The following is a 23,787-nucleotide window of genomic DNA, read 5'->3' as shown; positions in this document are numbered from 1 at the left end:
CTTGGCGGATGTTTTCGATTAACTGGCGACCAAATTCCAGCTCAGCGACTTCGCGGCAGGTGTGGGTGATGATAACCTCGTCATAGTCCTCATAGGTTTGCGGTTCACGCAGCAGCGAGGCGAACGGTGCAAATCCGGTGCCGGTGGCAAAGAACCACAGGCGCTTGCCGGGCAGCAGGGCATCATGAACCAGTGTGCCGACCGGTTTGGGCCGCAGGATGATCTGATCACCGGGCTTGATATGCTGAAGTTTCGAAGTCAGGGGGCCATCCTGGACTTTGATCGAGTAGAACTCCAGTTCTTCGTCCCATGAAGGCGAGGCAATCGAATATGCGCGCAGCAGTGGTTTACCGTTGTCACCCAGCAGGCCGATCATCACGAACTCGCCCGAGCGGAAGCGCAGCGAGGCAGGGCGCGACACCTTGAACGAAAACAGGCTATCGGTCCAATGTTTCACATCGGTCACTGTCTGGGCGTCCGGCAGAACGGGGGCCTTCACGGCGGTTGCTTCGGTCACGGGCTTCATCTCTGTCATGGTTTCACTGTCGGTCAGCGTGACCGGCATCTCCGTTTAATCTTTGTTACAAGGCAAGAAAAGGGGACAGTTTGCCCCCGTTTCTTCACAAGCTGGCGAGGGCGGTCTTAACCGCGCAGGCGGGCCTGGTAGCTATGGTCTTTCCAGTTAGCGCGGGCCAGCCATTGGTCTTCAGGTTGACGGGCCGCCAAGGCATCGTCGATCTCGACTTCATCAAAGCCGCTGCGGCGGGCCATCGCGTATTGATCGGCCAACACATGACCTTTGGCGCGCAGGCGGCCGGTAAAGCCTTTGAGGCGCAGAACGCGGGCAATGGTAAAGCCGCGTCCATCTGCCGAGGAGGGAAAATCCACACGCACCATTTGCGCGCTGCCCAAGCGGTCAATCAGTTCATCCGGGTCTGTGTCCGAGGCCACATCCAGCGCGACCACATCATTTGCCGCGTCTTCCAGCGTGACAAATCCGTCGGTCCAGTCGTCGGGGGCAAACCCCGTATCCGATACGACTACGTTCATGTTTTCTCTCCGGCGCGCACCATCTTGCCATCGACAAAATGGATGCCGCATTCTTCCTTGTTCTGGTCGCGCCAGCGTCCGGCGCGGGGGTCTTCGCCCTCTTTGACCGGCGAGGTGCAGGGCGCGCAGCCGATCGAGGGGTATCCTTTGGCCACCAGCGGGTGCCGGGGCAGATTGTTTTCGTCCATATAGGTGCGCACGTCTTCGGGCGCCCAGTGGGCCAGCGGGTTGACCTTGATCCGGCCTGTGCCGTCCTCGACCTCAAAGAAGTCAAGGGCGGCGCGGGTGCCCGCCTGAAACCGTTTGCGCCCGGTGATCCAGCCGCAATAGCCTGACAGGGCTTGTTGCAGCGGGAAGGTCTTGCGCAGGTTGCAGCACGCATCCGTATCGCGTAGGCGCAACGCGCCATACGGGTCCTCGCGCTGTATATCCTCATCGTCCGCACGGATGATTTTGACGTTGCGCAGCCCCAGACGCTCGCTGACTTCCTGCTGGTATTCCAGCGTTTCGGTAAACAGCATCTGGGTGTCGATGAACAACACCGGCGTCATCTTGTCGACCACCGCCGCCATATGCAGCAGCACCACCGATTCCGCCCCGAAGCTTGAGACCAAAGCAAGCTCATCGATCTCTTCGATCGCGCCATGCATCACGTCATGGGCAGAATGGTGGCGGAACCGGGCGTTCAGGTCCTCGACCCGTTGGGTCAATTCGCTTCGGTCTTTGCCCAGTTCCGTTTGGATCAGGTCAAGCGGCATTCGCCTGAGCCTCGGGGTAGAGTGCAGCCTTGAACGGAGCCATACCGACGCGGCGGTAGGTTTCCAGGAAGGTCTCTTCAGCGCTCTCCCGCTGGTTCAGATAGGTGTCTACGATGCGCTCAACGGCGGGCACGATCTCATCATAGGCAAAGCCCGGACCGGTGCGGTCGCCAATGGCCGCCGTCTCGGTGCCGTCGCCGCCCAGAGTTATCTGGTAGTTCTCGACGCCTGCGCGATCCAGGCCCAGAATGCCGATATGGCCCACGTGGTGGTGGCCACATGCGTTGATGCAGCCCGAGATCTTGATCTTCAGGTGGCCGATATCGTGTTCCAGCTTCAACTCGTCAAAGCGGGTCGCGATTTCCTGCGCCACCGGGATCGAACGGGCTGTGGCCAGCGCGCAGTAGTCCATGCCGGGGCAGGCGATGATGTCGCTGATCAGACCGATATTGGCGGTGGCCAGATCATACTCTTTCAGCTTCGCGTGGATCGCGGGCAGGTCCGATTTGTGGACATGCGGCAGGATCACGTTCTGCTCGTGGCTGATGCGCAACTCGTCATAGGCGAATTCTTCCGCCAGGTCGGCCATCACGCGCATCTGCTCGGCAGTTGCATCACCCGGCGTCTGGCCGTGCTTCTTGATCGAGATCGTGACAATCGCGTGGTCCGCGTTCTTGTGCGGTGCGATGTTGGTGTCGACCCACGAGCGGAAAACCGGATCGTTGGTGTAGGCACTTTCAAACGTGGCGACGGAAGCTTCGCGGAAGGCAGGTGCCGCAAAGTGGTCCTTGATCTCTTCCAGCAGGTTCATGTCGGCACCTTTGAACTGCGGGCGAACCTGCAAGAAGCGCTCATTGACCTTGGCGCGGATGGTGTCGATGCCGTTCTCGTGGACGGTGATCTTGATGCGTGCCTTGTACTTGTTGTCGCGGCGGCCGATCTGGTTCCAGACGGAAACGGTGGCCTCAAGGTAAGCCAGCAAGTCGTCAAAGGCGACGAAATCGGACAGCTCTTTGCCGATCATCGGTGTACGGCCCAGACCGCCACCCACGATGACACGCGCGCCCAGAACGCCGTCACGCTCAACCAATTGTAGGCCGATATCATGCGCTTTGATCACGGCGCGGTCGTTTTCCGAACCGGTGATGGCGATCTTGAACTTACGCGGCATGAACTGGAATTCCGGGTGGTCGGTGGACCACTGGCGCAGCAGTTCGGCATAAGGGCGCGGGTCAGCGATCTCATCCGCGGCAGCACCGGCGAAATGGTCGGCGGTCACGTTGCGGATAGTGTTGCCTGAGGTCTGGATGGCGTGCATCCCAACCTCGGCCAGCGCGTCCAGCATATCCGGCACGTCTTTCAATTTCGGCCAGTTATACTGGATGTTCTGACGGGTGGTGAAATGGCCATAGCCTTTGTCCCACTTCTCGGCCAGCAGTGCCAGTTGGCGCATCTGCGCACTGGACAGGGTGCCATAGGGGATCGCAACGCGCAGCATATAGGCGTGCAACTGCAGATACAGGCCGTTCATCAGGCGCAGGGGTTTGAATTCATCTTCGGTGAGCGAGCCGTCAATACGACGCTCGACCTGCGCGCGGAACTGTTTGTTGCGCTCTTCCAGGAATGCTGTGTCGAACTCGGAGTAGCGATACATATCTAGCTGTCCTTAGTTGCAGCCCCAGATCTGAGGCCTTTATGGGGAGAGAGGGGGCCTGGATTCAGGCCCGGGGCTGCGTTTCTGTTTCCTGCTTGCCATGGGCATAGTTCGAAGGCCCGGTGCGGCGGAACTCCTCACGGAAATGGGTGGGTTCGGGGCCGTTGTCACCGGCGGCCGCATCGGCCAGATAGGCACCAACGATCTTGTCGGCCTGACGCTGGGCATCCAACAAACGGACCTGCGCGTGGGCTTCATCCGTAATCAACTCGGCCTCGGATAACTCACGCGACCAGCGGTCATCCTCGGTTTGATAAATCACGTCGCCTTCCAACAGGTCGTTGGCAGTCACCACTTTGGGTGTAAATGCGCGGGCCATCAGACGTGCTCCTTCTTCATTCTATTGTCACTTCGGGCCCTCGCGGGTCTGCAGCGCGCCCTTATGGAGTTTGACTTGACTGCCAATATAGGAAATATTCCCGATTGATTGCCATATCGGCGAGCAAATAAGGACATTTGTTCTGTTTGACGCGATGGGCGGAACGATAGTTCTGAATCGGGGAAGAAAATAGAATGTCGGTTCGAATAGACGAAACAGATCGGAAAATTCTGGCCGAGTTGCAGCGCGATGCCAGCCAATCGCTGGACGAAATAGCAGCAAGGGTCGGCAGTTCCAAGACACCGGTCTGGAATCGTATCCGCAAGCTCAAGGGGGCGGGCGTAATCGGTCAGCAGACGGTTCTTCTGGATGCCGAGGCACTGGGTTTTGAGGCCACGTTCTTTGTTCTGATCAGAACCTCGGAACACGAAGCGGAATGGCAGCGAAAATTCCTTAAGGCCCTTCGAGACCAGCCTGAGGTGCAGGAAGCCCACAGGTTGGCCGGGGACATCGATTACATATTGAAAGTGCGTGTGAAAAACGCGCGGGCCTATGATTCCTTTTATCAGACTCTGATCTCGGAAGTACGGGTTCACAATGTCACCGCGCTGTTGTCGATGGAGGAAATAAAATCGACCACTATGCTACCGCTAAACGCGCTGAAGGACGGGTGACATCGATGATGAAGGGGGCTCTGCCCCCGCCACCCTTCGGGTGACTCCCCCGGGATATTTAAGGCCAGATGAAGTAACGGATCCCTGCTTCATCTGGCCCCAAATATCCCCGCCGGAGGCATTGCGCGGAACGCGCAATTTTCAGGTGCTTACCATCAACTTGGTCAGGCCGTGGAAGTGATAGCTGTTGTTGTATTCCGGCTCGCCCACCAACCGTAGGCTTGGGCAACGTTGAAACAAAACCTGCAATCCGACGCGCATCTCTAACCGTGCAAGTGGCGCGCCGACGCAGAAGTGCACTCCGCTTCCGAAACTTGAATTGGTGATGATATTGCGGGCCGGTAGAAATGCGTTCGGTGTTTCCCAGACTGAGGGGTCGCGGTTTGCGGCGCCAAGAAGCAGCGCGACCTGATCGCCTCGGGCAAAGCTGTGCCCGAACAGGTCGACCCTTTCATAGGCGTAGCGGGTAAACAGGTGCAGCGGGGGATCGAAACGCAGGATCTCCTCGATGGTTTGATCGATCGTGTTGGGCGCAAGCATTTTGCGAGGCGTGCGGGTTTCCAGCAAGGTTTTCACGCCATTGCCGAGTGAATGTACCGTTGCTTCGTGGCCAGCGTTCAGCAACAGAATACAGGTTGAGAGGAGTTCCTGTCGTGACAGTTTCTCACCCCCGTCTTCCGCGGCGATCAATCTGGTGATCAGGTCGTCGCGTGGATCGGTTCGGCGCTCTTCGATATAGTCAGACAGAAAGGCGGTGAAGGCCTGCGTTGCGCGGGTTGCTTCAATTTCGGTCTGATATGAACGTCCGGCCTGATACATGGCGACCATGGCATGGGACCATTGTAGCAGGTCCGGCGCTTTGGCTTCGGGAACTCCCAACAGGCGGCAGATCGTGATCACGGGAACTTGCGTGCAATAGGCTTCGAGGAGGTCGAAGGGCGTGTTGGGAAAGTCATCAATCAGCTGGTGGCACAAAGTTTCGATGGCCGGTTCCAGCGCCGCAGTCGCACGCGACGTGAAAGCGCGCAGGACTAAAGCGCGCAGGCGGGTGTGTCGGGGCGGTTCCGCTTCCAACAGGGAATGCGCTTCGACAGCGTGCCACGGGGCCAGATGCGGTGGCACTTCGGCTTGCATTTCGGACGGTTGTTCTGTTCCAAAGCGGCGATCACGGAGGATATCTTGCACCGCCCTGTGAGATACCGCTGCCGGCATCCCGTATTCCTTCCAGAACACCAAATCCCCTTCGCCGCGAGCAGTGTCATAGAATGGGTATGGGTTCTGAACAAATGCCGGGTCGGTAGGGGATTGGGACAAAGTCTTCATGCGCCGCAGACTTGCCATGAGACGCGGTGAATGCAAGACCCTATGATATGCAACGTATTTGGGTCATCGCTGGATTCCTGTGTGCGGTCGGTTTGTTATCGACCGCAATTGGAACCTATGGCTATCGGCAGGCGCTGCTGCAACTCAGCGAAAAGGCAGCGGCGGATCTGGAGTTGGCGTCGGATCGACTGACCTCGCAATTGCAGGTGTATCAGGAATTGGCTGTTCTGATGTCTGCGCATCCTGATCTGATGAGTTTGGACGATCCGGCCAGCATATCCCGCGCGCAGGCTTTGCTGTTGGATGTCGCAGATAAGACCGCAGCGGTTGACGTGTTGTTCGCAGGGCGCGACGGTCGGGTTTTAGTGGCCGCGCAGGAGGTCTTGAGCGGGGATGTTTCTGACCACCCTGCGTTCGAGCGCGCCATGCAGGGGTCGCTGGGTAGTTCGCACGGGGTATTATCTGCAGCAAGCGGGCAGAATTACACTTGGGTTTCGCCGGGTGGCGCGAACCGGATTTATTCCTACGCAGCGCCGGCCTTTGGTTCGGATGGAAGGGTGCGTGGTGCCCTTATGGTGATTGCCGATGTCGAGGATGTCGAAAGAACCTGGCGTGGCAGTACCGAGGCGGTGTTCTTTGTTGATCATGCCGGACTGGTATTCATTTCCAACCGTTCGGATCTTTTGTTCTGGAAGCGCCCAGAGGGGCAGATCGGACTTATACCGCCGGGTGAAAACAGAGAGTTCTCGGCCACTCAAATAGGCCCGTATGAGCTGTGGCATTTGGGTTGGGGTCCTTATCTGCCGCGAACTGCACTGCACCTTTCTCGTGAGTTGCCGGTCATTGGAATGACGGGTGAAGTGCTGATGGACGTTGGTCCTGCGCGGCGTTTGGCAGCGCTGCAAGCTGCTGCGGTGGCAGCAATCTGTCTGGCCTTTGGCGCATTTCTTTTTCTTGCAACAGAACGCCGCCGTACATTGGCCGACGCAAATGCGGTTTTGGAAAGCCGGGTTGCCCAGCGCACCTGTGCTTTGACCGCCGCAAACACCGCCCTGCGGCGAGAGGTGGCCGAGCGGGAAGAGGCGGAAGCCGCCCTTAAGCAGGCGCAGGCCGAATTGGTTCAGGCGGGCAAGCTGACGGCCTTGGGGCAGATGTCGGCAGGGATCAGTCACGAGTTAAATCAGCCTTTGATGGCGATCCGTCAGTTTGCAGACAACGGCGCGGCTTTTCTGGCCAGCGGTAAAGATGGCAAGGCGCGCGAGAATCTCGGTCGAATTTCGGATATGGCGGTTCGTATGGCTAGGATCATCAAAAACCTGCGCGCCTTTGCCCGCAATGAAAGCGAACCGATGGGGAAGGTCGATCTGGTACAGGTCATCAATACGGCCGTCGAACTGACAGAGGCGCGGTTGCGATCCGAAAATGTGGACTTGCAGTGGACGCCACCTGAGACATCGGTGTTCGCTTGGGGCGGCGAAGTGAGGCTGGTGCAGGTGTTTGTGAACCTGATCAACAACGCTGCCGATGCCATGAGTGATCATGAAGAACGCCTGATCCAGGTGGCGATTGAACAGGGTGATAGGCTGGCAGTGACCGTTCGGGATATCGGGCCGGGGATTGAAGACCCCGAGAAGTTGTTTGAGCCGTTCTACACGACCAAGGCCGTCGGCTCTTCGGAGGGGATGGGGTTGGGCCTTTCGATCTCATACGGGCTTGTTCAGAGCTTTGGGGGCAATATCCGCGGCGTGAATGCTGACAAAGGGGCGATCTTCACCGTCGAACTGGAATATTTCAAAGAGGGTAAGGCCGCATGATCCGCAAGGTGCTTTTGGTCGATGACGATGCTGCTGTACGCGAGGCGCTGGCCCAGACCTTGGAATTGGCTGAATACGAACCTGTAACTGCCGGGTCATTTGTTGCGGCCAAGGATCATATCCGCCAGGATTTTGACGGTGTGATCGTTTCAGATATCCGCATGCCGGGGCGTGACGGATTTCATCTGCTGTCTTACGCACGCGACACTGACCCCGAACTTCCGGTTATTCTGCTGACCGGCGAGGGCGACATCCCGATGGCGGTGCAGGCCATGGGGCAAGGTGCGTTCGATTTTCTGGAGAAACCTTGTGCGGCAGGTGATCTGCTGGCGGTACTTGCACGGGCGTTTGAGACCCGTTCACAGGTTTTGGAGCACCGCGCGCTGAAGCGCGAGATGGAGCGTGGTGACCCTGCTGCGCGGATGCTGTTCGGACGCTCGCCCCAAGCCGAGGCATTGCGCGACCGGGTCCGCACGGTTGCCGGCACCCGGGCCGAAGTGTTGGTGACAGGACCGCCGGGAAGCGGCATTTCGAAAGTTGCTGAGGTGGTGCACCTGATGTCTCGGGATGGGCAGGGGCCTTTTGTCAAACGCGCGGCTGCGGGGCTGACGCCCGAAGCTTTGCTGATCGGCTGCGAGGATGCGGCAGGTGGCTCGTTGTTTTTGGATGAAGTGTCCGCAATGCCCGAGGCGACGCAATACGCAGCCCTGGAATTGACCGAGAAAGGGACCGATACGCGCATTATCGTTGGAACAACTGTCGATCTTGCCGATATGTCAGCTCGCGGTGCGTTCAACGCAGACCTATTCTATCATCTTGACGTGATGCGTGTCCGCATCCCGTCCTTGTCGGAACGCCCCGAGGATATTCCGGTGCTGTTTCGACACTATGTTGCGCAGGCGGCTGAACAGGCGGGGATTGTCGAGCCAGAGATAACGTCAGAACACCTCGCATCGCTGATGGCGCAGGACTGGCCGGGGAATGCCCGGTCCCTGATGTCGGCTGCCATGCGGTTCGTGTTGGGAATGCCGGAAGAGGTGGCCACGGCATCTGATCTGGGGCTATCGGAACAGATGGCGCGGGTTGAGCGTTCCTTGCTGATTGCGGCCCTTGGGCGACACAATGGTAAGGCGTCTGAGGCTGCGAAGGCTTTGAAGCTGCCGCGCAAGACGTTTTACGACAAGCTCGCCCGCTATCAGATACGCCCAGAGGATTATCGTAGGTAAACCGCCTACTGATTGTGACCGCAAATGTGGGCACATATTCATTGCGGCGGGCGATTCGTTTCGATGATTCGATATTGTGCGGAATTCCGCACAAGGCCCGGGTGCGCTGTGCGGAATTCCGCACGCTTCTGCCCAAAGGGGCTTTTCGGTTCTGTTCGAAAATGGATAACAGGCAGAAAAATAACGATAAAAATTACAATCACTCTAATCCGAACAAAACGTTGAGCGGTTGCCTGCGATTCGTTTGACTGCACGCAATGATCGCCGATCAGGCGCTCACCGATGGTTTCTCAGAGATTTGGGAGGAGAAGAGACATGAAACTTCTGACAACAGCAACCACCGCGCTTGCACTGACAGTGACCGCCACCGCAGGCATGGCCGCCTGCGATGATGGCGAGATCGTGGTGAAGTTCGCGCATGTGACCAACACCGACAAACACCCCAAGGGCATCGCCGCCTCTCTGCTGGAACAGCGCGTCAATGACGAGATGCAGGGCGTGATGTGCATGGAGGTCTACCCGAACTCGACCCTCTACAACGATGACAAAGTGCTTGAGGCGATGCTGCAAGGCGACGTGCAACTGGCCGCGCCGTCGCTGTCGAAGTTCGAAAAATTCACCAAGCAGTTCCGCCTGTTCGATCTGCCGTTCATGTTCAAGAACATTGATGCGGTCGATGCGTTCCAGGCTTCGGCTGATGGTCAGGCAATGAAAGACAGCATGCAGCGCCGTGGTCTGCAGGGGCTGGCGTTCTGGCACAACGGCATGAAGCAGATGTCGGCCAACAAGCCTCTGGTTGACCCGTCCGATGCCGAGGGCCTCAAGTTCCGTGTTCAGTCTTCGGACGTTCTGGTGGCGCAGATGGAAGCGATTGGTGGCAGCCCGCAGAAGATGGCCTTCTCGGAAGTCTACGGCGCACTGCAGCAGGGCGTTGTGGACGGTCAGGAGAACACCTGGTCCAACATCTACGGCAAGAAGTTCTTCGAAGTGCAGGACGGCATCACCGAAACCAACCACGGCATCATCGACTATCTGGTCGTGACCTCGGTAGATTGGCTGGACAGCCTTGACCCCGAAGTCCGGGATCAGTTCCTGACCATCCTGACCGAAGTGACCGAAACCCGAAACAAGGAAGCCTTTTCCGTGAACGAAGCGGCCAAGGCCTCGATCACCGACGCAGGCGGCATTATCCGCGAGTTGAACCCTGAACAGCGTCAAGCCTGGGTCGATGCGATGAAGCCCGTCTGGGACAAGTTCGCCGGTGATGTCGGTCAGGATAAGATCGACGCGGCACAGGCGATCAACGCCGGGTTCTGATCCGGTTCAGGCCGCGTGTCCGGGGACTGGGGAGTTAAGGACGCGCTGCCATGGCGGGCCGCATAAAGGCCCGCCGCTTTTTAAACTCATCACAAAAATGTGGGGACAGAGAGATGTCTGGTGCGAAATCCGCCCAAGGCGGGCTGATCGACCATATCGAAGAGACGATGATCGCGCTGCTGTTGGGGCTGATGACGGTCGTCACCTTTGCCAACGTCATTGCGCGTTTCGTGTTTAATTCCAATATCCTGTGGGCGCTTGAGCTGACGGTGTTCACCTTTGGCTGGCTGGTCCTGCTGGGGGCATCTTATGCGGTCAAGAAGCATGCGCATCTGGGTGTGGACGCAATCCTGAACATGCTCGCCCCGGCGCCGCGCCGGATACTGGCGCTGATCGCTGTCGGATGTTGTCTGGTCTTCTCGCTGCTGCTGCTGAAAGGGTCATACGACTATTGGGCAGTGTTTGCTGATCTGCCGCCAACCTCAGGCCGCTGGTTTCCGACCGGATTTGACATGAGCGCGCGCAGCCAGAGCTTCTATGAAGTCGATGACATCCCCATGGTCGCACCGCTGCGCTTTCTGGAAGACATGATCAACTACGGCGAAGGGTACGAGAAGCTGCCGAAGGTGGTGCCGTACCTGGTTTTGCCGGTGTCGATGCTGCTGTTGGTGATCCGCTTTTCTCAGGTTGCCGTGCAAATCTGGCGCGGTGAAACCGACCGCCTTGTTGCCAGCCACGAAGTCGAGGACGAGATCGAAGAAGTCCGTGCCCAGCAAGGAGAACACAACTGATGGACGTCGTTCTTCTTTTCTCGATGGTCATCGGCCTGCTGCTGATCGGTGTTCCGATTGCGGTTGCGCTTGGCCTCAGCTCGACCCTGTTCCTGCTGATCTATTCGGACAGTTCGCTAGCCTCGGTCGCAGGCACGCTGTTTGAGGCGTTCGAGGGGCACTTTACCCTTCTGGCGATCCCGTTCTTCATTCTGGCCTCGTCTTTCATGACAACCGGCGGTGTGGCGCGGCGGATCATCCGCTTCTCGATTGCCTGTGTGGGGCATCTGCCGGGCGGCCTAGCGATTGCTGGCGTCTTTGCCTGTATGCTGTTCGCAGCACTGTCCGGTTCTTCCCCGGCAACTGTGGTAGCCATCGGCTCCATCGTCATCGCGGGGATGCGACAGGTTGGCTATTCCAAGGAATTCGCCGCTGGTGTGATCTGTAACGCGGGCACGCTTGGCATCCTGATCCCGCCTTCCATCGTGATGGTTGTCTATGCCGCCGCAGTTGAGGTCTCGGTGGGCCGCATGTTCCTTGCGGGCGTCATTCCGGGCCTGATGGCTGGTCTGATGCTGATGATCACGATCTATGTCATGGCCAAGGTCAAGAACCTTCCCAAAGGCGACTGGAAAGGCTGGAGTGAGGTCTTTACCTCGGCACGCGAAGCCGGATGGGGCCTGTTCCTGATCGTCATTATCCTGGGTGGCATCTATGGGGGTATATTCACCCCAACCGAGGCTGCTGCCGTCGCGGCTGTATATGCCTTCCTCATCGCCAGCTTTGTCTACAAGGACATGGGGCCGCTAAGCACCGAGGAGGGCACGCAGAACCTGTCACTGTTGAAAAAGCCCTATGCCTTGATTACCGCGTTCTTCCACCCGGATACCAAACACACGCTGTTCGAGGCTGGTAAGCTGACCGTCACGCTGCTGTTCGTTATCGCCAACGCGCTGATCCTGAAACACGTGTTGACCGACGAGCAGGTGCCCCAACATATAGCAAGTGCGATGCTGTCTGCGGGCTTGGGTCCGGTGACCTTCCTGATCGTGGTCAACGTGATCCTGTTGATCGGCGGTCAATTCATGGAACCTTCGGGGCTGCTGGTGATCGTTGCTCCGCTGGTCTTTCCAATCGCCATCGAACTGGGCATCGATCCGATCCATCTGGGCATCATCATGGTGGTGAATATGGAGATCGGAATGATCACGCCTCCGGTTGGGTTGAACCTGTTCGTGACATCCGGCGTCGCAGGCATGCCGATGATGAGCGTTGTCAAGGCTGCGTTGCCCTTCCTTGCTGTGCTTTTCGTGTTCCTGATCATGGTCACATATATCCCATGGATATCGACCTTCCTGCCCAACACGTTCATGGGGCCGGAAATCATAACTAATTAGCGCAGTTTGGCGCTGCGAAACCGGGCGGCTCGTACCGCCCGTTTTTTTCGTGCCTTGAAGATGGGTCGCGAGTGACTAACTAAGGCTCTGAGGACGACCTCCCCATAAGGGCTGATCATGCGGGACGACCCGCTTTGACAAGAGGTCACCTTATGGCATGGATCATGCTTGCTTTTGCCGGAATTCTCGAGATTGTCTGGGCGGGTGCAATGAAGCAATCCGCTGGATTTACGCGCCTTTGGCCAACCGCGATCATGGGGATTTCAATGATCGGGTCTTTTGGGCTGCTGTCGCTGGCGATGCGGGACCTACCGCTTAGCACTGCCTATACGATCTGGGTTGGTATCGGCGCGGTCGGGGCGTTTGCGGTTGGCGTAATGGTGTTGGGCGAGGCCCTGACTCCAATGCGCGTTCTGGCCGCGGTTCTGATTATTGCCGGGATCGTCACAATGAAACTGGCGTAACACATTCTGAGGCAGCTTGGCGTTGACGCCCGTTCAGGCATTCGTCAGGCTGCCCGCAAAGAACTTAACCGAAGAGAGAGCCGAGATGCTGAACGACACGGACACGCGGTTGTTGCGCATAGCCTATGACGAAGCCAAAGCAGGGTTCGACGAAGGAGGCTGTCCCATCGGATCGGTTCTGGCGCGCGGTGGAGAAGTTGTTTCGCAAGGCCGCAATCAGCGCGTTCAGAAGGGTGATCCAATCGCCCATGGTGAAATGGATGCTTTGCGTAAAGCTGGGCGGCAGAAGACCTATCGCGATACGGTGCTTTATACCTCGCTGTCGCCTTGCATGATGTGCGCCGGCACCATCGTTCAGTTCGGTATTCCCCGCGTTGTTATCGGGGATACTCGGAACTTTGGTGGTAACGAGGACTTCCTGCGCGAGCGCGGTGTCGAGGTCATTATCGCCGATGACCCCGATTGTATCGCGCTGATGCAGCGGTTTATCTCTGAAAAGCCCGAACTTTGGGCAGAAGACATCGCCGAGTAGCCTAGGCTTTTTGTAACGCGTCGATGATACCGGCGAAATCCTGAGCCTTGAGGCTGGCACCACCGACCAGCGCGCCGTCGACATTCGAGACGCCGAAGATTTCGGTCGCGTTATCGGGCTTGACCGATCCGCCATAAAGCAGCCGAACCGACCGCCCAACGCCTTCACCAAAGCGGCGCTCCAGCCGGGATCGGATAAAGTCGTGGACCTCTCCGATCTGTTCCAGCGTTGGGACTTTGCCGGTTCCGATGGCCCAGATCGGCTCGTAAGCGACCACAAGGTTCTCTCCGGTCGACTGATCGGGGATCGAGCCGGACATCTGACCACCGATGATATCCAGCGTGTTGGCGGCCTCGCGCTGCTGAAGGCTTTCGCCAACGCAGATGATCGCCGTCAAACCGGCATCCATGGCGGCGCGTGCCTTGTCACGTACGTCTTCATTTGCCTCGCCATGATCTTCGCGTCGTTCGGAATGCCCAAGGATGACCGACGTCGCCCCGGCATCACGCAGCATTTCAGCGCTTAGATCGCCGGTATGTGCGCCCGATGTCGCAGCATGGCAATTCTGGCCGCCAACCAAAACCGCAGACGCCTGTTCTGCGTGGGCTGCACGATCCAACAAGGTGGCAGGGGGGCAGACCAGAATGTCGACCGATGCGTCAGGGTACATTTTTGCAAGGGCGGAGATTTCCGAGAGCGACGCCCCGGTCCCGTTCATTTTCCAGTTTCCAGCCGCAAGTTTGCGCCGCATCCGCTATCCCCCTCTGCCTGAATGGTTTTGACCCCGATAGCATCGTCCGGCGCGGCTGACAATTCCACTCGCCCAGGTGCTGCATCATCTGGTCAGAACGGAAGCGTCGGTGGCGAAAGTTGAGTGACTTAGCGTTGCGCCGAAAGCGTTTCGTCGAACTTTATGGATTCTCCGCACCCGCAGGCATCGACAACGTTTGGATTGCGAAATTTGAACCCCGACTCCAGCAAGGACACTTCGTAGTCGATTTCGGTCCCGAACAGGAACATTTGCGCCATCGGAGCAATCATGACACGCGCGCCATCCTGTTCGACCACCTCATCATTTGGGTCGGCCTCGTCGACGTAGTCCATGGTATATTCCATACCCGCGCATCCGCCTTTCTTCACACCGATGCGCAGCCCGGCATGGCCGCCTGATGTCATCAGGCGAAGAATCTGCTCAGCAGCTTTCGGCGTCATCGTCACGGCCTGTTTGCCAGGAATCCCAAACATGGAGTGCTCCGTTCTCGCGTCTCGGCCTTAATTTAAGACCGAGATGCTGCAGGCTCAAGGGGTTGCGACCAAGGTGGCAGTATCATCTGTCGGGACTTGTGTCTTTTGACTGACGTTCGGTCTTGCTTCGGCCCTGACAATAGCCTTAGCTTGGCGAGTAAGCTTGATAAGTACAAACAGGATTTCTTTGGAAAGGCAGTGATTTATGGCGGTATTTTCATTTCAAATAGCCACATGCCGTGCTGTGGCGGGTGCATTTTGTCTGGGGCTGGGTGCGTTCGCTCAAATGGCAGTCGCTGAAACTGAGCGGCATCCGGTCAATTGCGCCACTGCCGAAGGTGATCTGCGTGCGATCGCTGCCGAAAAGAAGCATGCACAGACCCAGCAGGCCGAAAGCGTCTTCGCTGTAACGCCTGCGGGCGCCTTGTTGGGTTTGGTGACCGGCACTGAAAACAAACGGCTGGAGATGTTGTCAGGCGATTACATCAAACAGCTGGATGCCCGCTCGGCCGAGATCAAATCGACCTGCGGGGTCAAGTAATCGTGCCAAAGAAAAGGACCGCTCCCGGGCAAGAGCGGTCCAAGATTTGGGCCAGGATATTGGGGACGGGACACTGGAAATCGGCCCAACTGTCCGACGCATGAGCTGTGGTGCGAAATGGGCTCCACGTCGACGCGCCGAATGTATCCCGCATCAATGTGACGATTGCCCTACAAAACGGTAACAGAACGATTAACGTTTCGTGACAGTGTTTTGTTTTCTGTGGATAAATCCAGCTTACATGAAGCCCAGTTCCAGCCGCGCCTCATCGGACATCATTTCCATGCCCCAGGGCGGCTCCCAAGTCAGTTCGACATCGACTTCTTTGACGCCTGCGACAGGTTCAATCGCCTCAACAATCCAGCCGGGCATATCGCCGGCGACCGGGCAGCCGGGTGCGGTCAGGGTCATGATGACTTTGACGGCGTTTTCGCCGTTGATGTCGATCGTATAGATCAGACCGAGATCGTAGATATTAACGGGGATTTCGGGGTCAAAAACCGTCCGGCAAGCTTCCACGACAGACTCGTAAAGAGGATGTTCGATGGTCGAAGGCGCAATCAAAGGGGTACCTTCAAACTGTTCGCTGGGGTGGGTCATTGATGCCTCGGAACTGTTACCTGACGAATTATATAGGGAAAGTGTAGGGCAGCGTCCAGAGGTGCACTGGCGCCCGTATGGGGCGCCAGTGTCAATTACTCATTTATGTCGTGATTAAAGGTCTTTACCTGACCACGAGGCAAGGCAAACATCCGGCGCAAAATCAGCCATGCGGCCAGCGAAAGGACTGCAAAGACCAGCAGCAGAACCGGCAGGTTGGGTGCGACGCCGGGGATCAGAAGAAGGATCCCGGTGATCGCGCCGCCAATCGCAAAGCCCAGAAAGATGAACCCGGGCAGGGCGACTTCGAGGATCGCCAGAACCAAGGCACCGGCCAGCCAGATCCACCAGGTCAACCAGAAGGGATCAGTCATTACTTGCCTCCTTTCAGCATGTTGAAGGCGTTGCCAAAGGCCTCGAGCGCATTGGCGGGCACCACGATGGTTTGCGAACCTGTGCCGTTGCCCAGTGCGTTCAGCGCCTCAACCTGTTTCAGCGCGACCTGATACTGCGCCGCTTCGATGCCATTGTCCTGAATGGCCTTGGCGACAACTCCGGTTGCGTAGGCTTCTGCTTCGGCCTGAATACGGCGGGCTTTTGCGGTCTGTTCGGCAGCATAAAGCTCGGCATCGGCCTGCAGCTCAACGGCGCGCTTCTGCCCCTCGGCCTCGGTCACCTGAGCGCGGCGGGCGCGTTCGGCGTTCAGCTGTTGCAGCATCGCGTCGCGAGTGGCCTGATCAAGGTTCACGTCCAGAATTTCGGCGCGTGTCACCTCGATGCCCCAATCATCTACCGCAGTTTCGACGCTTTCCTGAATGCGGGTGATCAATTGGGCGCGGTTCGACTGGACCTCGTCCAGATCCATTTTACCGATTTCCGCCCGCACGATACCGGCCACAGTTGTTGCAATCGCGCCGTCCACGTCGCGGATACGATATACGGTCTTTTCCGGCTCAAGAATGCGATAAAACACCGATGTATCGATCTGAACCAGCACGTTGTCCTTGGTGATTGCATCCTGCGTCGCGTTCGGCAACTGGCGCTCGAGAATGGATATCTTGTGGCGCGCAACATCCAGAAACGGAACGATAAAGTTAATTCCCGGACCAAGCACCGAGTGCAAACGCCCGAACCGTTCAACCACATATTTTTCGGATTGCGGAACGATCTTGATGCCTTTCAGGATGACAAGAACGACAAAGGCCGCAGCCAGCAGGTAAATAATGTTCGACGTAAGCAGCCCGATAATCAGGTCTTCGGTCATATCTGTCCTCTTTTTTTGTGTACGATAGTATACATTTGGGGATTGAATCGCCCGATTTCAACTCTGGTATGGATTGAGCAGGCGGAAATGCAAATCTCTGAATTCGATAAATACATGTGGTTTCTGCGGTCTGTGACCGCTTTGCATCCGGTTCCGATTGCGGTATCGGGCGGGGATGAAGCTGATTATCGACACAGACCCCGGCATTGATGATGCAATGGCCATTGCCTATGCCGCTGCGGCGCCCGAGATCGATCTGATCGGTCTGACAGCGGTCTTTGGCAACACACATGTGCATCAATCCAGCAGAAACGCGCGTTTTCTTGTCGAAAAACTTGGTTTGAACATACCAGTTGCTGAAGGCGCGCCCTTTGCGCGTGGCGAGACAAGCCACGCCCCTTCGGAGCACGTACATGGACCCGAAGGGTTCGGTGACCTGACTGAGATTCCGGAGATTGGCGAAAACCACACGCTGGCAGCGGCGGAATTCCTGGTGGAAATGGCCCGCCAACACCGCGGGGAGTTGGTGGTTTGCGCAGTCGGGCCGTTGACGAATATCGCCGACGCGATGCGGATGGACCCGGAATTCGCCAATAACCTTGCCAAGCTGGTCATCATGGGCGGTGCGGTTTTTTGCCCGGGCAACGTCACCCCTCATGCTGAGGCGAATATCTACCATGATGCCGACGCTGCGGACGAGGTTTTTGCTAACCCACCAACAACCTTGCTGGTCGGTTTGGACGTGACGTTGAAGACGCTCTATGAAAGCGCTGATTTTGAGGGCTTGGCCGAAAAGTCACCCAATATGGGCACCTTTCTACGCGACATTTCACGGTTCTATCTGAAGTTCTACAAAGAGGTTGGCGGATTGGAGGGATGTGGTTTGCACGACTCAACCGCTGTCATCGCGTGCACGCACGAGCCTATGTTTAAGATCGTTGAAACCGGTTTGCGTGTTGTTACGACAGGCGACGAACTGGGGGCAACCCGGCCGGATCCATCGCGCCCCGCGGTGCGGGTATGTCAGGATGTTGACGGTGCCGGGGTCGTGCGGCTGTTCACCGAACGTGTCACCTCGCTGCCCTGACGGGTTGCATTGCCACGACGGATCGGGCAAAGCCTGCCCGGTTCAGCGACCCGGGGCAGTGATATGACTCAGCGATTTTCATTCGAATTAAAGGCAACGGATGGCAAGGCGCGTAATGGCGTGATCAACACGCCGCGCGGCGAGGTTCGGACTCCTGCTTTTATGCCGGTCGGAACCGCTGCAACTGTGAAGGCAATGATGCCGGAAAGTGTTCGTGCGACGGGCGCGGACATTCTGCTTGGAAACACCTATCACCTGATGTTGCGCCCCACGGCCGAGCGGATTGATCGATTGGGTGGTTTGCACAAGTTTATGAACTGGGACAGGCCTATTCTGACGGATTCGGGGGGATTTCAGGTCATGTCCCTGGCCGGATTGCGCAAGCTGACCGAGAAGGGCGTGACCTTCAAATCCCATATAGACGGGTCCAAACACGAATTGACGCCCGAGAGGTCGATGGAAATCCAGCGTCTGTTGGGTTCGGATATCGTCATGTGTTTCGACGAATGCCCGTCGCTGCCTGCAGATCGCGACCGTATTGCCGAGTCGATGCAGCTTTCGATGCGTTGGGCGCAAAGGTCACGTGATGCGTTCGGGGACCGCCCTGGTCATGCCCTGTTCGGGATCATGCAAGGCGGGTTGGAGCAGGATCTGCGGGAAGAAAGCGCCGAGGCGCTGAAATCCATTGGGTTTGAAGGCTATGCCATTGGTGGCTTGGCCGTGGGCGAGGGGCAGGAGGCGATGTTCGATTGTCTCGATTATGCCTCCGACTTCTTGCCCGTCGACAAGCCGCGCTACCTGATGGGCGTTGGCAAACCCGATGATATCGTGGGCGCTGTCGCGCGCGGGGTGGACATGATGGACTGCGTGCTTCCCTCGCGTTCCGGCCGCACCGGACAGGCCTTCACGCGCCATGGCGTTGTCAACATCAAGAACGCCCGCCATGCAGATGATCCACGCCCGCTGGACGAACAGTGCACATGCCCGGCGTGCTCGAACTATTCGCGGGCTTATCTGCACCATGTGTTCCGGTCGAATGAGATGATCTCGGGCATGCTTCTGACCTGGCATAATCTGCATTACTTTCAGGAGATCATGCAGGGCATGCGCGATGCGATTGCCGCCGGGACCTTTGACGCCTGGCAGGCGGAGTTTCACGCGCAGCGGGCACAAGGGGATATTGAGCCGCTCTGACCGCGACAAGCCGAAAAAACAGTGGATATGTGCTCGGGACGCCTTGCAGTCCCTTGGGCCACGGGCCATTCTTAATCACGACCCATGGTGGTGAGGTTGAAAAGCGGTGTGAACCGCCCCACCTTTAACCATCCAAGACAGGAGATGGCCAATGGTTGCCTGAAGCAGGGGCCCGAGCCGTCTTGCCAACGATAAGGATAGAGCATGCAAGAGCCTCTGAATTCCTCATACCCCGTTCTGCCGCTGCGCGATATTGTGGTGTTCCCGCATATGATCGTGCCGTTGTTCGTAGGCCGCGACAAGTCGGTCCGCGCGCTGGAAGAGGTGATGCAGGATGATAAGCAAATTCTGTTGTCCAGCCAGATCGATCCCAGTGTCGATGATCCCGAGATTGATGGTATCTACCGGTCCGGCGTTCTGGCCAATGTGCTGCAACTGCTGAAATTGCCCGATGGCACCGTGAAGGTGCTGGTAGAAGGGCAGGCACGTGTCGAGATCACGGAATTCCTTGAAAATGAAGATTTCTTTGAAGCGCGCGCCGAGTATCTGACCGAAATTCCGGGTGACGTGACCACGACCGAGGCGCTTTTGCGCACTGTAGCTGATGAATTTGAGCGCTATGCCAAGGTGCGCAAGAACATCCCCGAAGAAGCGCTGGCCGCAGTGGGTGAAACCACCGAGCCTGCGAAACTGGCTGATCTCGTGTCGGGTCATCTGGGCATAGAGGTCGAACAAAAGCAGGAACTGCTTGAGACGCTTTCGGTTAGCGAGCGGCTTGAGAAGGTCTATGGCCTGATGCAGGGCGAAATGTCGGTTCTGCAGGTCGAGAAAAAGATCAAGACCCGCGTCAAATCCCAGATGGAGAAGACCCAGCGCGAGTACTATCTGAATGAGCAGATGAAGGCCATTCAGAAGGAACTGGGCGATGGTGAGGACGGCAGCAACGAAGTCGCTGAACTGGAAGCCAAGATTGCCGAGACCAAGCTGTCGAAAGAGGCGCGTGAAAAGGCTGAAGGCGAGCTGAAAAAGCTCAAGAACATGTCTCCCATGTCAGCTGAGGCCACTGTCGTGCGCAACTATCTGGACTGGATTCTGTCGCTGCCGTGGGGCACCAAATCCCGCGTCAAAAAGGATCTGGGCCGCGCACAGGAGGTCTTGGACGACGATCACTATGGGCTTGAGAAGGTCAAGGAACGGATCGTCGAGTATCTGGCGGTTCAGCAGCGTTCGAAAAAGCTGAAAGGCCCGATCCTGTGCCTTGTTGGCCCTCCGGGTGTGGGTAAAACCTCGCTTGGTAAATCGGTGGCCAAAGCCACGGGGCGCGAGTTCATCCGCATCAGCTTGGGTGGTGTGCGCGACGAATCCGAGATTCGCGGCCACCGTCGGACCTATATCGGCTCGATGCCCGGTAAGATCATCCAGTCGCTGAAAAAGGCGAAAACCACGAACCCGCTCATCCTGCTCGATGAAATCGACAAGATGGGGCAGGACTTCCGTGGCGACCCGGCCTCGGCGATGCTGGAAGTGTTGGACCCTGAGCAGAATAACACGTTTATGGATCACTATCTTGAGGTCGAGTATGACCTCAGCAACGTGATGTTCCTGACCACCTCGAACAGCTACAACATGCCCGGACCTCTGCTGGATCGGATGGAGATCATTCCACTGGCCGGTTACACCGAGGATGAGAAGCGTGAGATTGCCAAGCAGCATCTGATCAGCAAGCAGATCAAAAACCACGGGCTTAAGGCCAAGGAATTTGAACTGACTGACGAGGCGTTGCAGAAGATCATTCGCACTTACACGCGCGAGGCGGGGGTGCGGAACCTGGAACGTGAGATTGCCAAGGTGGCCCGGAAATCGCTGACCAAGATCATCAAGAAAGAGGCGGAAACTGTGACCGTGACGCCGGACAATCTGGATGACTTTCTGGGTGTGCCAAAGTTCCGATATGGTCTGGCCGAACAGGACGATCAGGTGGGCGTTGTCACGGGTCTGGCCTGGACCTCGGTCGGGGGTGATCTGTTGCATATCGAGGCGCTGAAACTGCCCGGTAAAGGCCGGATGAAGACTACTGGCAAGCTGGGCGATGTGATGAAGGAATCCATCGACGCGGCCTCGTCTTATGTGCGGTCGATTTCGCCTCAGATCGGGGTGAAGCCGCCTAAGTTCGACAAACTGGACATCCACGTCCACGTACCTGATGGCGCAACGCCCAAGGATGGCCCGTCGGCGGGTCTGGCGATGGTGACGTCAATCGTGTCGGTGCTGACCGGCATTCCGGTACGCAAAGATATCGCAATGACGGGCGAGGTTTCGCTGCGCGGGAACGCGATGCCGATTGGTGGGCTGAAAGAAAAACTTCTGGCGGCCCTGCGTGGTGGGATCAAAACCGTTCTGATCCCAGAAGAGAACGAAAAGGATCTGGCCGACATTCCGGATAACGTGAAGGAAGGGTTGGAAATCATCCCGGTCAAACACGTGTCCGAGGTTCTGGAGCACGCATTGGCTCGTAAACCAGAATCGATTGAATGGGACGAAGCGGCAGAAGAGGCGGCCGCGGCAGCCGCGGCGGCGCCTGAAACCGCAGGACCGTCAGCAACCGCGCATTAAAGCGTCTGATCGCATCACAAGAAAAAGGCGGGGCATTGACCCCGCCTTTTTTTATAGCCCGATCACGGGTTTGCTTGGGTCAAGTATCTCTTCTTCCGCTATGTATTTCTGGAACTTTTTCTGTGTCAGCGCCGAGCGAACCGCCAGAACAAAGATGATCGAGGAAAACACGACGCAAAGCAGAATATCCCAGCCAAACGGGATCTGTTTCAACGATCCCGTGCCGAACTGTCCGAGAAGGGAGATCAATCCAAGACCAGCAAAGTATGGCATCAGCCACAGGGCCTCTGTCACGTCCATTTCGTCAAGTCGCCCCCAGAATCGGATGAGCAACAAGACCTTGCCGACAATCAGGGCTATTCCCAATCGCCACACCGTGTCCCAGCCACTCCAGTAAACGATAAGCGTCGCGATCGCGAAGGCCGATCCGGCGACAAGTTGAACCGCCGGTATTCGGATGGATCGGGGACGGTCTGGCAAAAGATCCCGAAGGCACACAACGGCAATCGGACCGACGGCAAATGAAAGCACGATGGCGGCGCCGTTCAGGGCGATGACGGTGGTAAAGGGTACGGTCAGCAGAAAAAGCGTCCCGATCAGGAAGTTCAAAGCCAACGCCCATAGGGGCACACCAAACGATGACAAAGTCTGCACACGTTTGGGCAAAAACCCGTTCTGCGATAACGCAAGTGCAATACGGGCATTTGACCCTGTTGCAACCAGCCCGTTGCCGAAGGGTCCAATGATCGACCCAATGTTCAGCAGGCTTAGAAACCACAGCAATCCTACGGACATGATGACCGCATCCAGAGGACCTTCGCCACCAAAGCTGAGGTTTGCCCACCCTTTGGATAGCGCTGATGGGTCAAGCGCACCGATAAAGGCAACTTGTAACCCAAGGTAGATTGCCGCGCACATCACGATGGATAAAACCAGCGCAGCGGGAATGGCGAATCTGGGGTTTCGGACTTCGCCTGCCATATCAACAACATGGCGGAAGCCAATGAATGAGAAAATCACTCCGCCCGTAGAAACGGCGGCCATGATTCCCTGCACGCCGTAAGGCGCAAACCCATCTGGTCGGGTAAAGTTCTCGACGTTGAAGCGACTGGCGATGAACAAAACGGACAGAACCACCGGAATGGCGATCTTGGCCCATGTAAGCAACGCATTTACCTGCGCGAAGATTTTGACGCCCAGTGCATTGACCGCAACGAACAGCAGCATAAACACCAAAGCAACGAAGATACCTGCTCCGGTCAGATCACCTGTATCCGCCGCGTGCAGCCAGGGCGCGTAGGGTGCCAGGTACTTGAGCATGGCTTCAACTTCGATCGGGGCAGTGGTGTTGTATCCGATCCAGGCCGTCCAGCCCATCGCCATCGCCACGATGTTGCCATGTGAAAACTGCGGAACCCTGGCAATCCCACCGGGGATGGGCAACATGGCGGAAATTTCGGCGAATGTGATTGCCAGTATGAACATGGCAACCGCGCCGATCAGCCACGAGATTATTGCGGCAGGCCCCGCATGCTGCACCGCCAGCAGAGGGCCGAATAACCAGCCCGAGCCAATAATCCCACCGACCGAGATAAAGGTCAGTCCCAAAAGGCCGATGTCCCGCTTTAACCCCGTCATTGTGACCTCAGCCCCTATACTTTGGCCGAATATCAGGCCGTTAAGGCACGATAGCCACTGGGAATTGTCGCTGACAAGCCCGCCGTCGGATTGGGAGGCGATGATAAAAGGGCGTGGTGGGTGATAACGGATTTGAACCGCTGACATCTTCGATGTGAACGAAGCGCTCTACCACTGAGCTAATCACCCGTAGGGTCGGCTCATACCGCGACTCAGATGTGGTCACAAGAGGCGTGTTGCCAATGAA

The 23,787-nt window shown here is 57.3% G+C and carries 24 protein-coding genes and 1 tRNA gene; 12 read left to right on the top strand and 13 right to left on the bottom strand.

Annotation, left to right across the window (positions count from 1 at the left end; all coding sequences use genetic code 11):
- From ACP0GE_RS20905 to ACP0GE_RS20885, 5 genes are all read right to left on the bottom strand, one after another.
- The coding region (locus tag ACP0GE_RS20905) for a ferredoxin--NADP reductase (protein ID WP_424833883.1) at nucleotides 1–535 on the bottom strand (535 nt) is incomplete at its 3' end.
- A 107-nt stretch (nucleotides 536–642) separates the two neighbouring features.
- Entirely contained in the window at nucleotides 643–1,050 is a 408-nt protein-coding gene (locus ACP0GE_RS20900) for a DUF934 domain-containing protein (RefSeq protein ID WP_424833801.1), read from the bottom strand.
- Nucleotides 1,047–1,808, bottom strand: a complete 762-nt coding sequence (locus tag ACP0GE_RS20895) for a phosphoadenylyl-sulfate reductase (RefSeq protein WP_424833800.1) — start codon at nucleotides 1,806–1,808, stop codon at nucleotides 1,047–1,049. The genes ACP0GE_RS20900 and ACP0GE_RS20895 overlap by 4 nt, the downstream gene beginning before the upstream one ends.
- The gene (locus ACP0GE_RS20890; RefSeq protein ID WP_424833799.1) at nucleotides 1,798–3,462 is read right to left on the bottom strand and encodes a nitrite/sulfite reductase; all 1,665 of its coding nucleotides are present in this window, start codon (nucleotides 3,460–3,462) and stop codon (nucleotides 1,798–1,800) included. The genes ACP0GE_RS20895 and ACP0GE_RS20890 overlap by 11 nt, the downstream gene beginning before the upstream one ends.
- A 64-nt stretch (nucleotides 3,463–3,526) precedes the next feature.
- The gene (locus tag ACP0GE_RS20885; protein WP_424833798.1) at nucleotides 3,527–3,841 is read right to left on the bottom strand and encodes a DUF2849 domain-containing protein; all 315 of its coding nucleotides are present in this window, start codon (nucleotides 3,839–3,841) and stop codon (nucleotides 3,527–3,529) included.
- Between the two features lie 194 nt (nucleotides 3,842–4,035).
- On the opposite strand from ACP0GE_RS20885, the gene ACP0GE_RS20880 reads away from it, so the two are divergent.
- Nucleotides 4,036–4,515, top strand: coding sequence for an Lrp/AsnC family transcriptional regulator (locus ACP0GE_RS20880; RefSeq protein ID WP_424833797.1), 480 nt, complete (start codon nucleotides 4,036–4,038; stop codon nucleotides 4,513–4,515).
- A gap of 141 nt (nucleotides 4,516–4,656) precedes the next feature.
- Here the strand turns inward: ACP0GE_RS20880 and ACP0GE_RS20875 are convergent, their stop codons facing one another.
- A complete protein-coding gene (locus tag ACP0GE_RS20875; protein WP_424833796.1) occupies nucleotides 4,657–5,838 on the bottom strand; it encodes a cytochrome P450 in 1,182 nt (393 codons plus the stop codon).
- 47 nt (nucleotides 5,839–5,885) lie between these two features.
- Here ACP0GE_RS20875 and ACP0GE_RS20870 point away from each other — a divergent pair, with 47 nt between their 5' ends.
- The 7 genes from ACP0GE_RS20870 to ACP0GE_RS20840 all read left to right on the top strand — a co-directional run bounded on the left by ACP0GE_RS20870 (nucleotide 5,886) and on the right by ACP0GE_RS20840 (nucleotide 13,358).
- Nucleotides 5,886–7,652, top strand: coding sequence for a sensor histidine kinase (locus ACP0GE_RS20870; protein WP_424833795.1), 1,767 nt, complete (start codon nucleotides 5,886–5,888; stop codon nucleotides 7,650–7,652).
- Nucleotides 7,649–8,878, top strand: a complete 1,230-nt coding sequence (locus ACP0GE_RS20865; RefSeq protein WP_424833794.1) for a sigma-54-dependent transcriptional regulator — start codon at nucleotides 7,649–7,651, stop codon at nucleotides 8,876–8,878. The genes ACP0GE_RS20870 and ACP0GE_RS20865 overlap by 4 nt, the downstream gene beginning before the upstream one ends.
- A 315-nt stretch (nucleotides 8,879–9,193) precedes the next feature.
- Entirely contained in the window at nucleotides 9,194–10,195 is a 1,002-nt protein-coding gene (locus tag ACP0GE_RS20860; RefSeq protein WP_424833793.1) for a DctP family TRAP transporter solute-binding subunit, read from the top strand.
- A gap of 113 nt (nucleotides 10,196–10,308) precedes the next feature.
- The gene (locus ACP0GE_RS20855; protein ID WP_424833792.1) at nucleotides 10,309–10,986 is read left to right on the top strand and encodes a TRAP transporter small permease; all 678 of its coding nucleotides are present in this window, start codon (nucleotides 10,309–10,311) and stop codon (nucleotides 10,984–10,986) included.
- Nucleotides 10,986–12,362: a TRAP transporter large permease gene (locus ACP0GE_RS20850; RefSeq protein WP_424833791.1), complete on the top strand. Its 1,377-nt coding sequence runs from the start codon at nucleotides 10,986–10,988 to the stop codon at nucleotides 12,360–12,362. The genes ACP0GE_RS20855 and ACP0GE_RS20850 overlap by 1 nt, the downstream gene beginning before the upstream one ends.
- Before the next feature lie 152 nt (nucleotides 12,363–12,514).
- The gene (locus ACP0GE_RS20845) at nucleotides 12,515–12,826 is read left to right on the top strand and encodes a DMT family transporter (protein WP_424833790.1); all 312 of its coding nucleotides are present in this window, start codon (nucleotides 12,515–12,517) and stop codon (nucleotides 12,824–12,826) included.
- Between the two features lie 85 nt (nucleotides 12,827–12,911).
- Nucleotides 12,912–13,358, top strand: a complete 447-nt coding sequence (locus ACP0GE_RS20840; protein ID WP_424833789.1) for a nucleoside deaminase — start codon at nucleotides 12,912–12,914, stop codon at nucleotides 13,356–13,358.
- A gap of 1 nt (nucleotide 13,359) precedes the next feature.
- On the opposite strand, the gene tpiA is transcribed toward ACP0GE_RS20840, so the two are convergent.
- The gene (gene tpiA / locus ACP0GE_RS20835; RefSeq protein ID WP_424833788.1) at nucleotides 13,360–14,109 is read right to left on the bottom strand and encodes a triose-phosphate isomerase; all 750 of its coding nucleotides are present in this window, start codon (nucleotides 14,107–14,109) and stop codon (nucleotides 13,360–13,362) included.
- Nucleotides 14,110–14,237: 128 nt separating this feature from the next.
- Entirely contained in the window at nucleotides 14,238–14,603 is a 366-nt protein-coding gene (locus tag ACP0GE_RS20830; protein ID WP_424833787.1) for a HesB/IscA family protein, read from the bottom strand.
- A gap of 286 nt (nucleotides 14,604–14,889) precedes the next feature.
- Between ACP0GE_RS20830 and ACP0GE_RS20825 the strand changes: the two genes are divergently transcribed.
- Nucleotides 14,890–15,144 carry a hypothetical protein gene (locus ACP0GE_RS20825; RefSeq protein WP_424833786.1) on the top strand — a complete coding sequence of 85 codons (255 nt, stop codon included), beginning with the start codon at nucleotides 14,890–14,892 and terminating at the stop codon, nucleotides 15,142–15,144.
- Nucleotides 15,145–15,381: 237 nt separating this feature from the next.
- On the opposite strand, the gene ACP0GE_RS20820 is transcribed toward ACP0GE_RS20825, so the two are convergent.
- From ACP0GE_RS20820 to ACP0GE_RS20810, 3 genes are all read right to left on the bottom strand, one after another.
- Nucleotides 15,382–15,744, bottom strand: a complete 363-nt coding sequence (locus tag ACP0GE_RS20820) for an SUF system Fe-S cluster assembly protein (protein WP_424833785.1) — start codon at nucleotides 15,742–15,744, stop codon at nucleotides 15,382–15,384.
- A 95-nt stretch (nucleotides 15,745–15,839) separates the two neighbouring features.
- Nucleotides 15,840–16,118: an NfeD family protein gene (locus ACP0GE_RS20815; protein ID WP_424833784.1), complete on the bottom strand. Its 279-nt coding sequence runs from the start codon at nucleotides 16,116–16,118 to the stop codon at nucleotides 15,840–15,842.
- A complete protein-coding gene (locus ACP0GE_RS20810; protein ID WP_424833783.1) occupies nucleotides 16,118–17,008 on the bottom strand; it encodes an SPFH domain-containing protein in 891 nt (296 codons plus the stop codon). Before ACP0GE_RS20810 ends, ACP0GE_RS20815 begins: the two co-directional genes overlap by 1 nt.
- Before the next feature lie 175 nt (nucleotides 17,009–17,183).
- On the opposite strand from ACP0GE_RS20810, the gene ACP0GE_RS20805 reads away from it, so the two are divergent.
- The 3 genes from ACP0GE_RS20805 (at nucleotide 17,184) to lon (ending at nucleotide 21,902) form a co-directional block, all read left to right on the top strand.
- The gene (locus ACP0GE_RS20805; RefSeq protein ID WP_424833782.1) at nucleotides 17,184–18,095 is read left to right on the top strand and encodes a nucleoside hydrolase; all 912 of its coding nucleotides are present in this window, start codon (nucleotides 17,184–17,186) and stop codon (nucleotides 18,093–18,095) included.
- A 63-nt stretch (nucleotides 18,096–18,158) separates the two neighbouring features.
- Complete coding sequence (tgt, locus tag ACP0GE_RS20800; protein WP_424833781.1) at nucleotides 18,159–19,289, top strand: tRNA guanosine(34) transglycosylase Tgt; 1,131 nt, start codon at nucleotides 18,159–18,161, stop codon at nucleotides 19,287–19,289.
- Between the two features lie 204 nt (nucleotides 19,290–19,493).
- Nucleotides 19,494–21,902, top strand: a complete 2,409-nt coding sequence (lon, locus tag ACP0GE_RS20795) for an endopeptidase La (RefSeq protein WP_424833780.1) — start codon at nucleotides 19,494–19,496, stop codon at nucleotides 21,900–21,902.
- Nucleotides 21,903–21,953: 51 nt separating this feature from the next.
- Here lon and ACP0GE_RS20790 read toward each other — a convergent pair whose 3' ends face one another.
- Complete coding sequence (locus ACP0GE_RS20790; protein WP_424833779.1) at nucleotides 21,954–23,540, bottom strand: APC family permease; 1,587 nt, start codon at nucleotides 23,538–23,540, stop codon at nucleotides 21,954–21,956.
- 114 nt (nucleotides 23,541–23,654) lie between these two features.
- A tRNA-Val gene (locus ACP0GE_RS20785) sits at nucleotides 23,655–23,729 on the bottom strand.
- Nucleotides 23,730–23,787 lie beyond the last annotated feature (58 nt).

The sequence above is a fragment of the Ruegeria sp. genome, assembly GCF_965243365.1.
Lineage (GTDB): Bacteria > Pseudomonadota > Alphaproteobacteria > Rhodobacterales > Rhodobacteraceae > Ruegeria.
This window is presented reverse-complemented; position numbering and strand designations above follow the sequence as displayed.

Excerpts from the sequence above, each read along its gene's own strand:
- ACP0GE_RS20830 (WP_424833787.1), bottom strand. The coding sequence starts at position 14,603 with ATGTTTGGGATTCCTGGCAAACAGGCCGTGACGATGACGCCGAAAGCT.
- lon (WP_424833780.1), top strand. The coding sequence starts at position 19,494 with ATGCAAGAGCCTCTGAATTCCTCATACCCCGTTCTGCCGCTGCGCGAT.
- ACP0GE_RS20870 (WP_424833795.1), top strand. The coding sequence starts at position 5,886 with ATGCAACGTATTTGGGTCATCGCTGGATTCCTGTGTGCGGTCGGTTTG.
- ACP0GE_RS20840 (WP_424833789.1), top strand. The coding sequence starts at position 12,912 with ATGCTGAACGACACGGACACGCGGTTGTTGCGCATAGCCTATGACGAA.
- ACP0GE_RS20820 (WP_424833785.1), bottom strand. The coding sequence starts at position 15,744 with ATGACCCACCCCAGCGAACAGTTTGAAGGTACCCCTTTGATTGCGCCT.
- ACP0GE_RS20855 (WP_424833792.1), top strand. The coding sequence starts at position 10,309 with ATGTCTGGTGCGAAATCCGCCCAAGGCGGGCTGATCGACCATATCGAA.
- ACP0GE_RS20845 (WP_424833790.1), top strand. The coding sequence starts at position 12,515 with ATGGCATGGATCATGCTTGCTTTTGCCGGAATTCTCGAGATTGTCTGG.
- tpiA (WP_424833788.1), bottom strand. The coding sequence starts at position 14,109 with ATGCGGCGCAAACTTGCGGCTGGAAACTGGAAAATGAACGGGACCGGG.
- ACP0GE_RS20900 (WP_424833801.1), bottom strand. The coding sequence starts at position 1,050 with ATGAACGTAGTCGTATCGGATACGGGGTTTGCCCCCGACGACTGGACC.
- ACP0GE_RS20810 (WP_424833783.1), bottom strand. The coding sequence starts at position 17,008 with ATGACCGAAGACCTGATTATCGGGCTGCTTACGTCGAACATTATTTAC.
- ACP0GE_RS20895 (WP_424833800.1), bottom strand. The coding sequence starts at position 1,808 with ATGCCGCTTGACCTGATCCAAACGGAACTGGGCAAAGACCGAAGCGAA.
- ACP0GE_RS20850 (WP_424833791.1), top strand. The coding sequence starts at position 10,986 with ATGGACGTCGTTCTTCTTTTCTCGATGGTCATCGGCCTGCTGCTGATC.
- ACP0GE_RS20880 (WP_424833797.1), top strand. The coding sequence starts at position 4,036 with ATGTCGGTTCGAATAGACGAAACAGATCGGAAAATTCTGGCCGAGTTG.
- ACP0GE_RS20875 (WP_424833796.1), bottom strand. The coding sequence starts at position 5,838 with ATGAAGACTTTGTCCCAATCCCCTACCGACCCGGCATTTGTTCAGAAC.
- ACP0GE_RS20865 (WP_424833794.1), top strand. The coding sequence starts at position 7,649 with ATGATCCGCAAGGTGCTTTTGGTCGATGACGATGCTGCTGTACGCGAG.
- ACP0GE_RS20860 (WP_424833793.1), top strand. The coding sequence starts at position 9,194 with ATGAAACTTCTGACAACAGCAACCACCGCGCTTGCACTGACAGTGACC.
- ACP0GE_RS20805 (WP_424833782.1), top strand. The coding sequence starts at position 17,184 with ATGAAGCTGATTATCGACACAGACCCCGGCATTGATGATGCAATGGCC.
- ACP0GE_RS20825 (WP_424833786.1), top strand. The coding sequence starts at position 14,890 with ATGGCAGTCGCTGAAACTGAGCGGCATCCGGTCAATTGCGCCACTGCC.
- tgt (WP_424833781.1), top strand. The coding sequence starts at position 18,159 with ATGACTCAGCGATTTTCATTCGAATTAAAGGCAACGGATGGCAAGGCG.
- ACP0GE_RS20890 (WP_424833799.1), bottom strand. The coding sequence starts at position 3,462 with ATGTATCGCTACTCCGAGTTCGACACAGCATTCCTGGAAGAGCGCAAC.
- ACP0GE_RS20790 (WP_424833779.1), bottom strand. The coding sequence starts at position 23,540 with ATGACGGGGTTAAAGCGGGACATCGGCCTTTTGGGACTGACCTTTATC.
- ACP0GE_RS20815 (WP_424833784.1), bottom strand. The coding sequence starts at position 16,118 with ATGACTGATCCCTTCTGGTTGACCTGGTGGATCTGGCTGGCCGGTGCC.
- ACP0GE_RS20885 (WP_424833798.1), bottom strand. The coding sequence starts at position 3,841 with ATGGCCCGCGCATTTACACCCAAAGTGGTGACTGCCAACGACCTGTTG.